General features: G+C 74.3%; 1 protein-coding gene. It reads right to left on the bottom strand.

The window, feature by feature from the left end; all coding sequences use genetic code 11:
- On the bottom strand, nucleotides 1–14,336 hold a 14,336-nt coding region (locus DMB66_RS57500; RefSeq protein WP_125812408.1), incomplete at its 3' end, for a non-ribosomal peptide synthetase.
- Between the last annotated feature and the right edge of the window lie 344 nt (nucleotides 14,337–14,680).

Raw genomic sequence — 14,680 nt, 5'->3', positions numbered from 1 at the left:
GCGCCCGGCGCCAGGATGCGCTGCCAGGCCGGGAACTCGCCCAGCCGGGCCGCGCTGCCCGCCTCCTCGGTGAGCTGCCGCGCGAACGTGCGCAGCGAGGTGCCGCCGGGTTCGAGCGCGCCGCCCTCGTACGCCTGGCGCAGGTCCTCGGTGAGGATGTGCCAGGAGACGCCGTCGACCACGAGGTGGTGGGCGACGAGCAGCAGCCGGCCCTGGGTGTCCGGCCCGCCGTCGAAGAAGACCGCCTCCAGCACCCGCCCGGCGTCCGGGTCGAGCCGGGCCACGGCGTCCTCGGCTGCTTGCTTGATGACGACCGGGTCGATGCCGTCCACCGTGGTCAGCCGGACCCCACCGGTCGCGGTCACCTCCTGCGACCACAGCATCGGCGCCGGGCGGCTCAGCCGCAGCCGCAGCGCGTCGTGCCGGGCGACCAGGGCCTCCAGCGCGGCGGTCAACCGGGCGGCGGTGGCACCGGCCGGAGTCCGCAGCAGGTCCGCCTGGTGCAGGCGGTTGATGCCGCCACCCAGCTCGGCCAGCCGGTGCACGATCGGCAGCAGCGCGACCTCACCGACACCGTCGCTGGGCGCGGCCACCGCGACGGGCTTGGCCTCGATGTGGGCCGGCTCGGTGTGGGCCGGCTCGGTGCGGGCCGGCTCGGTTGGGGCCAGCGCCGCGGGGGTGCGCTTGACGAAGACGTCGCGTGGGGAGATCCGCACGCCGCTGCGCTTGGCCCGGTTGACGAGCTGGATCGCCACGATGCTGTCGCCGCCGAGCGCGAAGAAGTCGCCGTCGGCCGGGACCGCGTCCAGCCCGAGCACCTCGGCGAACAGGTCGCGCAGCGTGGTGACCGCGGGCGATTCGTCGGCGGCAGTCACGGCCGGCGCCGTCTCTCGCGAAGGCTCCGGCAGGGCGTCGCGGTCGAGCTTGCCGTTGACGGTCAGCGGCAGCGCGTCCAGCGTCACGAAGGCCGCCGGCACCATGTAGTCCGGCAGCACCGAGGCGAGGTGGGCGCGGACGGCGTCGACGTCGGGCCGGCTGCCGGCGCGGGCGACCAGGTAGGCGACCAGCCGGCGGTCCCGCACGATCACGGTCGCGTCCGAGACTCCGCCCAGGGCCAGCAGGGCGGCGGTGATCTCGCCCAGCTCGATGCGGTAGCCGCGGATCTTCACCTGGTGGTCGGAGCGGCCCAGGTAGACCAGCTCGCCGCCGTCCCAGCGGGCCAGGTCGCCGGAGCGGTAGAGCCGGCCGGGCCCGAACGGGTTGGCGACGAACCGGGACGCGGTCAGCGCCGGCCGGTCCAGGTAGCCGCGCGCGAGCTGATCGCCGGCCACGTACATCTCGCCGGTCACCCCCTCGGGCACCGGCTGCAGGTACGCGTCCAGGACGTGCACGGTCAGGCCGGGCAGGGCGGCGCCGATGACGCTGGGCCGGCTCACGTCGTCCGGGCGCAGGGCGCGGAACGAGACGTGCACGGTGGTCTCGGTGATGCCGTACATGTTGACCAGTTGCGGGGCGGTGTTGCGGGCGTACCAGGTGACCAGGCGGGACAGGTCCAGGGCCTCGCCGCCGAAGACGACGTACCGCAGCGGCAGCCGGTCCGGCTCGGCCGCGTCCGCCTCGATCAGCGGGTAGAACGCGGACGGCGTCTGGTTGAGCACAGTGACGCCCTCGGCGCGCAGCAGATCCCGGAAGCGTTGCGGGTCGCGGGCCACGTCGTGCGGCACGACGACCAGCCGGCCGCCGTAGAGCAGCGGTCCCCACAGCTCCCAGACCGAGAAGTCGAAGGCGTACGAGTGGAACATCGTCCACACGTCGTCCGGGCCGAAGGTGAAGTGTCGCTCGGCGGCGGCGAACAGCGCCAGCACGTCGCGGTGGGTCACCACGACACCCTTGGGCTTGCCGGTCGAGCCGGAGGTGTAGATCACGTACGCGGCGTTGGCGCCGGTCAGCGCCACGGACGGGCGGGTGTCCGGGCGGCCCGGCGCGTCGACCGGCACGCCGCCGTCGCCGATCAGGCAGACCGGTGCGGCGTCGCCGAGGATGTACTCCTGCCGGGCGGCGGGAGCGCCGAGGTCCACCGGCACATAGCAGCCGCCGGCCTTGATCACGGCGAGCAGCGCGACGATCAGGTCGGCCCCGCGGGGCAGTGCGACGGCGACCCGCGACTCCGGCCGGACGCCGCGGGCGATCAGCTCGTGGGCGAGCCGGTTGGACCGGGCCTCCAGCTCGGTGTAGGTCAGGGTGATGTCCCCAGCGGTCACCGCGACGGCGTCCGGGCGGCCCAGGGGCAGCTCCAGCGTCGCGTCGCTGACCTCAAGAGCCTCGCCGCCGGTCGACGCCGCGCCCAGGTCCAGCGCGGCCACCGGCCGGTCGAGCCCACCGATCGACGCCGCGTCCAGGTCCAGCGCGGCTACCCGCCGGTCGAGCCCACCGGTCGCTGCCGCGCCCAGGTCCAGCGTGGCCACCGGCCGGTCGAGCCCGTCGGCGAACTGGTCCAGGACGCGGTGCACGAGTCCGGCCAGCCGCTCGGCGGTCGCCGCGCCGATCACCGCGTCGTACTTGATCTCCAGGGTCAGGTGCTCGCCCGGGAAGGCGACCAGCGACACGGGATAGTGCGGCGAGTCCGTACCGGTGAAGCCGCGCACGCCGAGCCCTTCGGCGTCGCCGCCGTCGACCGCCGGGAAGTTCTCCACCACGACCATCGAGTCGAACAGCTCGCGGACGCCGGCCAGCCGGTTGAGCTCCGCGAGCCCGACCTGCTGCACGTCGAGCACGTCGGTCTGCTGCTCCTGCAGCCGGCGCAGCACGTCGGCGAGCGGCTCGTCCGGGCGCCAGGCCATCGGCACCGGCACGGTGTTGATGAGCAGGCCGACGATGGACTCCACGCCGGGCAGCTCACCGCCGCGGCCGGAGACCGTCGAGCCGAACACCACCCGGTCGCGGCCGAGCAGCCGGCCGAGCAGCAGACCCCACGCGCCGTGCACGAGCGTGCTGACCGTGACGCCGGCCGCCCGGGCGGCGTCGGCCAGTTCCCGGGTGCGGGTGAAGTCGGTGAAGGCGCTGTCGTGGTGCGAGACCGTGGTGACGTCCGGGTAGAGCGCGGTCGGCTCGACGCCGGCCAGCGCGGTGGCCCAGGCGGCGCGGGCGGCCGCCCGGTCGCGGGTCACGACGGACTCGATGTGGTCGCGGAACGTCACGGCCGGGGCCGCCAGCTCCCGCCCGTGGTACGAGGCCACGATGTCGGAGAAGACCAGCGGGTAGGACCAGCCGTCGGCCAGGATGTGGTGCATCGTCTCGACCAGCCGGTGCTCGGTGGCGCTGAGCGAGACCAGCGCGTAGCGCAGCACCGGCGGGCGGGCCAGGTCGAACGGCTGGGCCAGCTCGGCCGCCGCGATCTCGGCGAGCCGCTCGGGGCCGTCGGCGGCGTACTCGCGCCACGGCACCCGCACGTCGGCCGCGACGACCTGCACGATCCGCCCGTCGCGCAGCTCGCGGAACGAGGACCGCAGCGCGTCGTGCCGGCGTACGGCGGCCTCGACCGCCCGGCGCAGGCGGGCCGGGTCGACCTCGCCGGTCAGCTCGGCGATCTGCTGCACCGCGTAGGTGTCCACCTCGGAGGTCACCGAGTGGAAGTACATGCCCTCCTGCAGCGGCAGCAGCGGCAGCACGTCGGTGGCGTCGGCGAACGCGTCCACGTCGTCCTGGGTCAGCGTGACCAGCGGGAAGTCCGAGGGAGTGTGCCCGCTCACGTCGGCGGCGGCCAGTTCGCGCAGCGCGGCCATCCACTGCTCGCCCAGCGCGGCGACCCGGTCGGCGCCGAGGATGCCGGCCGGCCAGGACAGCGTCGCGGTGAAGACGTCACCGGTGGCGTGCGCGTTGATCTCCAGCGGCATCGCCGGGTTGCTGGGGTCGACGCCCTCGCGCAGCGGCGCGGCGGGACTCCAGTCGCCACCGCCCTCGGCGCCGAAGCGGCCCAGGTAGTTGAAGAGGATCTGCGGTGCCGGGCCCAAGTCACCGCCGCCCGAGTCCCCGCCGCCCGAGTCCCCGTCGCGCAGCCAGCGCAGGTGGCCGTACCCGATGCCGTCGGCCGGCACCGCGCGCAGTTGTTCCTTGACCGCCCGGGCCGCGGCGGCGATGTCGCCGCCCGGCCCCGGATCCAGCCGCACCGGGTGGATGGCGGTGAACCAGCCGACCGTGCGGGACAGGTCGAGCTCGCCGGTGCGGCCGTGGCCCTCCAGGCTGACCAGCACGGGCGCGTCCTGGCCGCGCCAGCGGTTGACCGCCACGGCCAGGCCGGTGAGCAGCACGTCGTTGACGCCGCCGTACATGGCGGCGGGGACCGTCGACAGCAGCGGGACGGTCACGTCGGCGGGCAGGCTCACGGTGATCGAGCGGACCGTAGCGGCCGTGTCGACGGCCGGGTCCACCGGCCGATCGCCCAGGTCGGGACCCGGGTCGGCCAGCGTCGCACGCCAGAAGCCGGCCTCGTCGCCGTGGCTCGCCGGGGTGGCGGCGAAGGTGCGGAACGACGCGCCCACCTCGTCCAGCGCGACCGGGCGGCCGGCCCTGAGGTCGGCCCAGGCCCGGGCCAGGTCGCCGGTGATGATGCGCCAGGAGACGCCGTCGATCACCAGGTGGTGGATGACCAGCAGCAGCTTGCGGCCGTCCCAGGCGGCGCGCAGCATGACGCCGGCGGCCGGGTCGAGCCGGGCCACCTCGGCGGCCTCGTCCAGCGGGCCGGTGCTGAGCAGGCCGGCGGCGCGCAGGCCGGGGGCCGGCACGTGCAGGGTGCCGTCGAAGGAGGCCCGCAGCAGGTCGTGCCGGTCCAGCAGGGCCTGCAGGATCGTTTCGAGCTGCGCGCGGGACAGCGCGGCCGGGGTGTGCCAGGCCATCGACTGATAGAAGTTGCCCAGCGGCGTCGCCGACTTCACGGTCTCGGCGAGCATCGGGGTGAGCGCGACGTCGCCGAGACCGTCGTCCGTCCGGATCTCGACGGTCGTCGCGGGCAGCGCCGCGGCGAGGGCCTGGACGGTACGGCGGCGGAACACGTCCCGCGGGGTGACGTGCAGACCGGCCTTGCGGGCCCGGCCGGCGACCGCGATCGACGAGATGCTGTCGCCGCCGATCGCGAAGAAGTCGTCGTCGATGCCGACCGCCGGCAGGCTGAGCACGTCCGCGTAGATGCCGCAGAGCAGGGCCTCCCGCTCGTCGCGGGGGCCACGGGCGGCCGACATGATCGGCGCGGCCGGCGGCAGCGCGGCGGCGTCGAGCTTGCCGTTGACGGTCATCGGCAGGAAGTCCACGACGGCGTAGAGCGACGGGACCATGTAGGACGGCAGGCGCTCGATGAGCGCCGACCGGACCGCGGCCGGCTCCACCGGGCCGACCAGGTAGGCGTGCAGCTTGCCGTCGCGGGCGAGCACGGCGGTCTGCCGGACGCCGGGCACCGCCGCGACCGCGGATTCCACCTCGCCCAGCTCGATCCGGTAGCCGCGGATCTTCACCTGGTCGTCGCTGCGGCCCAGGAAGTCGAGGTTGCCGTCCGGGCGCTCGCGGACCAGGTCACCGGTGCGGTAGAGCCGGCTGCCGTCGCCGGCCGCGACGAAGCGGGACGCGGTCAGGCCGGGGGCGTGCAGGTAGCCGCGGGCCAGGCCGGCGCCCTCGATGTACAACTCGCCGACCACGCCGGGCGGGACCGGGCGCAGCCAGGTGTCCAGGACGTGGCCGCGGGTGTTGAAGATCGGCTTGCCGACGGTCGGGGTGGTGCTGTCGCCCGTACCGGCGCCCAGGGTGTTGATCGTGTACTCGGTGGGGCCGTACAGGTTGTAGCCGGTCGGGCCGGCGGGGTCGCTGAGCCGGGACCAGACCGCCTCGGTGACGGCCTCGCCGCCGAGCAGCACCAGCCACATCCGGTGCCCGTCGAGCAGGCCCTCGGCGAAGAGGTGGTGGGCGTACGTCGGGGTCACGTTGATCACGTCGATGCCGTGGGCGTGGCAGTACGCGACCAGCGCGGTCGCGTCCCGCCGCAGCTCCTCGTCGCAGACGTGCACCTCGTGGCCCTCGACCAGCCAGAGCAGCTCCTCCCAGGACATGTCGAAGGAGAAGCTCACCGTGTGCGCGATCCGCAGCCGGTCGACGCCGGCCGCCCGGGCCCGCGCCACGGTCGGGTCGAAGATCTCGGCCCGGTGGTTGAGCTGCATGTTCGTCAGCCCCCGGTACGGCGTGACGACACCCTTGGGCTTGCCGGTGGATCCGGAGGTGTAGATCACGTACGCGGGCCGGGCCAGCCGGTCGCCGGTGAAGTCCGGGTGAGTGACCGGGCCGTCGTCCCGGGCGAGCCCGTCCAGCGACGTGAGCACCAGCAGCGGCCGGGCATCGTCGATCATCTGCTGCCGCCGCTCGGCCGGCAGGTCCAGATCCAGCGGCAGGTACGCCGCCCCGGCCCGAAGCACGGCGAACAGCGCCACCACCATGTCCACGCCGCGCGGCAGCGCCAGCGCCACGATCTGTTCCGGTCCGGCGCCGCGCGCTACGAGTCCCCGCGCCACGGCGTCGATCCGGGCGTCCAGCTCGGCGTAGGTCAGCCGCTGGTCGCCGAAGACGAGCGCGACCGCCGCGGGGGTCCGCTCGGCCTGCGCCGCCAGCATCTCCGCGATCGTCTCGTCGGGAATGTCGGCTTCCCGCCCGGCCGGCTCCTGCGCCGCGGTGAACGGCACCGCGCCCGCCGCCACGTCAAGACCGTCGGCCAGCGTCCGCAGCACGGCGACCAGCTCGTTCACCATGGACTGCGCGGTTGCCGAAGTGATGACGTCCGGGCGGTACTCCAGCTTGATCCGCAGGTTCGCGCCCGGGGTCAGCACCCAGGTCAGCGGGTAGTGCGTGGTGTCGGTGTACTCGACGTCGACGATGCCCTGCGCGGTCTCCAGGTCGGCGAAGGTGTCGTCGGCGAGGAAGTTCTGCAGCACGTACAGGGTGTCGAACAGCTGGTCGTGGCCGGCCGCGCGCTGGATGTCGCCGAGGCCCAGGTATTCGTGCGGCGCCAGGTCGAGCCGGTCCTGCTGGGCCCGGCGGGCCAGGTCGGCGACGGTGCCGCCGGGCGTGGCGGCGACCCGGGCGGGCACGGTGTTGAGGAACAGGCCGATGACGTTCTCGATGCCGGGCAGGTCGGTCGGGCGCCCGGCGACGGTGGTGCCGAAGGTGACGTCGCCGCGGCCGGTGCGGTGGCCCAGCACCAGGCCGAGGGCGGCGGTCAACACGGAGTTCAGGGTGACGCCGGCCCGGCGCGCCTGCTCGTTGAGCCGGGTGGTCACCGCGGTCGGCAGGGCGGCGAGGATCCGGTCGGAGAGCACGGGCTCACGGCCGACGGCCTCCGGCACCACGATGGTCGGCTCGTCCAGCACGGCCTTCCAGGCGGCGGCCGAGGCGGCGGCGTCCTGCGCGGCGATCCACGCCAGATAGTCGGTGAACGCGGGGCCGTCGAGCGGCAGCGCCCCGCGGGTGCCCCGCGAGTCGTACAGGGCGAACAGCTCGCGCAGCACCAGCTCGCGCGACCAGCCGTCCCAGAGCAGGAAGTGGCAGGTCAGCAGCAGCCGGTCGGTGCCGTCCGGCCGGCGGATGACGGTGAGCCGGATCAGCGGCGGGTCGGTCAGGTCGAACGGGCGCTCGCGGTCCTCGGCGGCGATCAGCTCCGGGTCGCCGTCGAGCACCGTGACGACCGCGGGCACGGCAGCGTGCACGAACTGCAGCGGGCGCGGGTCACCGGTGAAGCCGACCCGCAGCGTCGGATGCCGGTCGAGCAGCGCGGCGTAGGCCAGCTCCAGGGCGGGCACGTCGATGCGCCGGTCCAGGTCGAAGACGTTCTGCGCGATGTAGGTGTTGGCGCCGTCGGAGAACGTGGCCTGGTAGTAGACGCCCTGCTGCAGCGGCGACAGCTCCCAGACCTCGGCGGCGGGCGCGGCGCCGGCCTCGGGGGCCGGTTCCGCGCCGATGGCGGCGATCGCCGCGGCGGTACGGGTGCGGAAGACGTCCTGGGTGGAGAGCACGATCCCGTCCCGGGCGAGCAGGTTGACCAGCCGGATGGCGGTGATGCTGTCCCCGCCGGCGGCGAAGAAGTCGTCGTGCACGCCGACGGTCTCGACGCCGAGCACGCTCGCCAGCCGGTCGCAGACCAGCGCCTCGCGGGCGTCGCGCGGCGGGGCGGCCACAGCGACGGTCGGGTCCGGCAGGGCGCGCCGGTCCCGCTTGCCGTTGGGCAGCAGCGGTACGGCGTCCAGCACGGTCACCGTCGCGGGCACCAGGTACGCGGGCAACTCATCGCGCAGCGTGGCGAGCAGCCCCTGCGGGTCGAGGGTCTCTCCCGCCTCGGCGACCACGTACGCGTGCAGGCTCCGGCGGTCGCGCGCCACGGCGACGGCCTCGCGGACCCCGAGCCGGCGCAGCAGGGCGGCCTCTACTTCGGCCAGCTCCACCCGGTGGCCGTTGACCTTGACCTGGTCGTCGTTGCGCCCCAGGAACTCCACGGTGTCGCCCCGCCAGCGGCCCAGGTCGCCGGTGCGGTAGAGCCGCTCGCCGGGAGTGAACGGGTCGGCGACGAACCGGGCCGCGGTGGCACCGCCCTGGCCCCGGTAGCCGCGCGCGAGCTGGACACCGCCGACGTACAGCTCGCCGACCGCGCCGGGCGCGACCGGATCGAGGGCGGCATCGAGCAGGTAGACCCGTACCCCGGGCACGGCCCGGCCGAGGGTGACCGGCGCACCGGCGGTGACCGGCCCGGCCAGCACGTCACCGGTGTTCTCGGAGGCACCGTAGGAGTTGACGATCGTGGCGCCGGGCGAGGCCGCCACCAGCGCGGCGACGGTGTCCGCGGTCAGTGCCTCGCCGCTGGTGATCCACCGCTGAAGGCCGCGAACCTGGTCCGGCGCGGTCTCGGCCAGCGCGGCGGCCAGGCTCGGCACGGCGAGCAGCTGGGTGGCGCCGGACTCGGCGACCAGCCGGGCCAGGGCAGCACCGTCGGACGCGGCGGTCTCGTCGGCGATCACGACGGTGGCGCCCGCGACCAGGCCGCCGAGCAGTTCGGTGGTGCCGTCGATGAAGCTCATCGAGCTCTTCGCCACCCGCACCGCGCCGTCCCAGGCCTCCCGGGCCCAGGCCAGGCGGTTGGCGAGGCCGGCATGGGTGCCGACGACGGCCTTGGGCCGCCCGGTCGAACCGGAGGTGTAGACCACGGACGCGGCGTCGTCTCCGGTCACCCGGAGCACCGGCGCGTCACCGCGGGCGGTCCGGACCCGGACGGTCGGCAGGTCGTGCGGAGGCAGCACGCGGGCGCTCGGATCGTCCACGAGCACACAGACGGGCGCGGCATCTTCGAGCATGAACTCGATGCGAGCGGCCGGGTATCCCGGGTCCACCGGCAGGTAGGCGGCGCCGGCCCGAAGCACACCGAGCAGCGCGACGGGCAGCTCGGCCGTACGCCGGGTAGCGACCGCGACCACATCGCCGCGTCGGACCCCGGCGGCGTGCAGGGCGCCCGCGACGGCCCCGGCGCGCGTCCAGAGCTCGGCGTAGGTCAGCTCGACCGCACCACCGCGCACAGCGGTCAGGGTGGGATCGACGGCGGCGATCAGCTCCGGCACGGTCACCGCCCGCCCGGACGGGCCTTCAACGAAGTTAAAGGCGGCTGCCGGGCCGTCAGCCAGGCCATCAGCCAGGCCGTCAGCCCGGTTGAGGGCGGTGGCCGGGGGGTTCGACGGGGCGGGTGCGCCCACTCCGAGGGTGAGTGCGGCGGCCCGCTGTTCCGTTGACAGCAGGTCGACGGCGGCGATCGGCCGGGACGCGTCGGCGGCGATCGCGGTCAGCACCCGGACGTACTGCTCCAGCAACAGCTCCGCGGTCTCCGGGGCCAGCCGGTGGGTGAGGTCGACGGCGATCGTGTCGCCCGGCTTGACCATCAGCGTCACCGGGTAGTGCGGCGCCTCGATCACGCGCATCCCGGCGATCCGCAGGTCCCCGCCGTCCGGGGCGGCCGCCGCCGGGTAGTTCTCCACGACCACGAGGGTGTCGAACAGCTCCGGCAGGCCGATCCGGCGCTGCACGTCGGCCAGGGCGGTCTGCTCGTGCTCGACCACCTCCCGCTGGCTCGCCGCGAAGCCGCGCAGCGCGTCGGCCAGGGTGTCGGCGCCGGCCCAGCGGACCCGGGCGGGCACGGTGTTGATCAGCAGGCCGGCGATCGCGTCGATGCCGGGCATGTCAAGTCCGCGGCCCGAGACCGTGTGACCGAACACGATGTCCGTGCGCCCGGTGACGCGGCCGAGCAGCACGCCCCAGGCGGCGGCGAGCACGTTGCCGACGGTGACGCCGTGCGCGCGGGCGACCGCCTGGACGCCGGCCCCGTCGACGGTGACGGAGAGCCGCGCGGCCGGAGCCGCGGCGCCGGGTGCCAGCAGGGTCGGCTCGTCGACGCCGTCGAGCAGGCGGGCGTACGCCTCCGGGTCGCCGGTGCCGCGCTGGGCCAGGAAGTCACCGAAGGCGGGGGCGGGCGGCAGCGGCTGGCCGGCGTACCGGGCGAGGAGGTCGTTGAGGATCAGCGGGACGGACCAGCCGTCGGCGACGATGTGGTGCACGGTCTGCACCAGCACGTGCCGGTCGGCGGCGAGCCGGACCAGCGCGTACCGCATGCCGGGCGGGCGGCCCAGGTCGAACGGCTCGGCGCGCTCGGCGGCGGCCACGGTGTCGACGTCGTCGGTGACCACCAGCCGCCACGGCAGCTGCGGGCGCGGGCCGGTCACGGCCACCACCTCGCCGTCACCGATCGGCCGGAACGCGGCACCGAGGTTCGGGTAGCGGTCGAACAGCTCACCGGCCGCGCGGCGCAACCGGTCCGCGTCCAGCGGCCCGTCCAGCTCGATCAGCTGCTGCACCACGTACGGGTCGGCGCCCGGCGAGTAGGTGGCGTGGAAGTAGAGCCCGGCCTGCAGCGGGGTCAGCGGCAGCACCCCGGTCACGTCGGGCCCGAGGGCATCCACGTCGGACTGGCTCAGCGCCACCAGCGGGAAGTCCGACGGCGTGTGGCCGGTCACCGCCGGGTCGGTCGCGATCGAGGTCAGCAGGGCGATCCAGCGGTCGGCGAACGCGCGTACCCGGTCCTCGGCGAGCACGCCGGGCGCCCAGCTGAAGGTGGCCGACAGCCCGGCGTCGACGGCGACGGCGTTGACCTCCAGCGCCCGGGGCAGCGGCATCCGCGGGTCCCGCCGCTCCACGACCACCTCACCGTCGACGACGGTCTCCCAGTCGGCCCCGCTGTCGGTGCCGAACCGGCCCAGGTAGTTGAAGAGCACCTGCGGCTGCACCGCGAGCTCGGGCCGGGACGCCAGGTATCGCAGGGCGCCGTAGGACAACCCGTTGGCCGGCACCGCGCGCAGCTGTTCCTTGACCGCCTTCACGGCCGCCGCGACGGACAACCCGGCGACGTCCAGCCGCACCGGGAAGAGCGTGGTGAACCAGCCGAAGGTGCGGGACAGGTCCAGATCGACCGCGTCCTCCTCACGGCCGTGCCCCTCCAGCTCCAGCAGCATCGGCGCGTCCGGCGAGATCGCCAGCACCAGGGCGGCCACGAGCGCGTCGTTGACCCCACCGTGCACAGCCGCGGGCACCGCACCGAGCAGGGCCTCGGTGACCTCCGGCGACAGCGTGACGGTCAGCGTGCGCTCGGTGGCGACCGTGTCCCGTGCCGGGTCCAGAGCCCGACTGCCGAGCGGCGGCACCGGCTCGGCCGCGACCGCGGCCCAGTGCGCCTCATCGGCGGTGAAATCCGCCTGGGCCAGGGCGGTGGCCCACTGACGGTAGGAGGTCGGCGCGGGCGCGACCGGCAACCCGGTACGCAGATCCTCGGCCAACACCCGCAGCGACACCCCGTCCACGACGACGTGATGCACGGCCACGATGAGCCGGCGCTGCCCAGGGCTCCAGTCGACGGCGATCATCCGCTCCAGACTCAAGCGCGCGACCGCGGAATCCAGATCCCCATCGACGGTAACGACCTCGGCCGCGGTAACGGCACCCACCGGCCCGACAGCCAGCACTGCACCACCGTCAGCGGCACCGTCCGCCGCAGTGACCGCACCCACCGGCCCGACAGCCAGCACCCCACCACCGTCAGCGGCACCGTCCGCCGCAGTGACCGCACCCACCGGCCCGACAGCCAGCACCACACCACCGCCGGTAGCACCATCGGCCGCGGCTACGCCACCTGCACCGGCCGTGGCACCATCGGCCGCGGTTACGCCGCCTGCACCAACCGCGGTTACGCCGCCTGCACCGGCCGTGGTTGCCGTGCCGCCAGCCGTGGTTGCCGTGCCGCCAGCCGTGGTTGCCGTGCCGCCAGCCGTGGTTGCCGTGCCGCCGATCGTGGCTCGCAGCACGTCGTGCGCGGCGAGCAGCCCATCCACCAGCGCGTGCAGTTCCGGCAGCGTGAGGTCCTCCGGCGTGCGCAGCGTGACGGCCTGGAAGAAGCCGTCCGTCGCGTTGCCGACCTCGTCCAGCCAGGCGACGATCGGCGTCGGCGGCACCGGCCCGGTCGGGTCAACCGTGGTGGCCTCGGGCTCGGCGGCGGAGGTCACGACCAGCGCGAGCGCGGCCGGGGTGGGGTTGGCGAACAGGTCTCGGGCGCGCAGCGTGAAGCCGGCCCGCCGGGCGGCGCGGACGGCCCCGATGGCGACGATGCTGTCCCCGCCGAGCGCGAAGAAGTCGTCCTCGGCGCCGACGGTGTCCAGCCCCAGCACGGCGGCGAAGACCTCGCAGAGCGCCGCCTCGGCGGGCGTGCGCGGCGCCCGCGAGGCCGGGCGGGCCAGGATCGGCGCGGGCAGCGCGCGCCGGTCGACCTTGCCGTTCGCGGTCAGCGGGAACGCGTCCAGCAGCACGAACGCCGACGGGACCATGTATTCCGGCAACCGGTCGGCGCACCACGCGCGCAGCTCGTCACCGGTGGCGGGGGTGGTCGTCACGGCGTACCCGATCAAGTGCCGGTCGTGCACGACCACGACGGCCTGGCGCACCGCCGGGTGCGTCGCGACCACGGCCTCGACCTCCTCCAGTTCCAGCCGCATGCCGCGGATCTTGACCTGGTTGTCGGCGCGGCCGACGAACTCCAGCGTGCCGTCGGCATGCCAGCGGGCCAGGTCGCCGGTGCGGTACATCCGCGCACCGGGCTCGCCGAACGGGTTCGCGACAAACCGGGCGCCGGTCAGCGCGGGCGCGTTGACGTAGCCGCGGCCGAGCAGGAAGCCGGCGGCGTAGAGCTCGCCGGTGACCCCGGGGCCGACCGGCGTCAGCTCGTCGTCCAGGACGTAGAGCTGGGTGTGCGGGTTGGGCCGGCCGATCGAGGTGGCGATCCGCTCGGCCGAGTCGCGGTAGATCACGTGCGAGACGCCGATGGTCGCCTCGGCCGGTCCGTATCCGTGGTAGAGCGTGGTGCTGAGCTGGGCGCGGAAGCGGTCGAACAGCTCCGGGGTGAGCACCTCGCCGCCGCACCACACGTGCTTGAGCCCGTCCAGCAGGTGGGTGCCGCGGGACAGTTGCAGCAGCACGTCCAGCATGGACGAGACGAGGTAGACGAAGGTCACACCCTCGGTGGCGATCAGGTCGAGCAGATACTGCGGATCGCGTTCGCCGCCGGGCTCGGCCACCACCACGTAGCCGCCGGAGACCAGCGGCAGCAGAATCTCGTTGACGCTGATGTCGAAGGACAGCGGCGCCTTGAACAGCGACGCGTCACCCGGACCGAAGTGCAGGATGTGCTCGACCTGCCAGCGCAGCCGCTCGGCGATGGCCTCGTGCCGGATCATCGCGCCCTTGGGCGTGCCGGTGGAACCCGAGGTGAAGATGACGTAGGCGAGCTGGCCGCCGGCGATCTCGACCTCCGGCGCGGCGGCGGTGCCCAGGCTCCGCACATCGTCCGCGGTCAGGGTCAGCTTCGCCCGGGCCTCGGCCAGCACCTGCTCGCGGCGCTGATCCGGCCAGGCGGGGTCGACCGGCACGAAGGCGCCACCCGCGACCATGACGCCGAGCAGGGCGACGACCATCTCGGCGGAGCGCGGCATCCCGATGCCGACCACGTCCTCGGCCCGGACGCCCCGCTCACGCAAGTGCCGCGCGACCGCGAAAACCCGGCCGCTCAGCTCCCGGTAGGTAAGCCGGGTCTCGCCCGCGACCAGCGCCAACGCCTCGGGGGTACGCCCGGCCTGCGCGACAAAGTCAGCGACCGCCGTCGAGGTGATCTCCGGACGGGTGTGGTTGTTCCACCGCGCGAGAAGCTCCTCGACACCCTGCAGCCCTGCCGTCATCTGACCCGCACCTCCGATGGGGAACGCCCGAAGGCGCGCGTCACCGACGCGAGATTAGGTTAGCCTAACCTCCTTGGCACCGTCAGAAGCCTCCCCACCGAGCACGCAATCGAACGGACGCAATGTCCGCAGCGCCCGATGACCGCAACGCCAGGCAACCCCAACGCCCGGCGACCGCAGCGCCAGACGACCGCAGCGCCAGACGACCGCAGCGCCAGACGACCGCAGCGCCAGACGACCGCAGCGCCAGACGACCGCAGCGCCAGACGACCGCAGCGCCAGACGACCGCAGCGCCAGACGACCGCAGCGCCAGACGACCGCAGCGCTCGATGACCACAGCGCT

Source organism: Actinoplanes sp. ATCC 53533, assembly GCF_003947245.1.
This window is presented reverse-complemented; position numbering and strand designations above follow the sequence as displayed.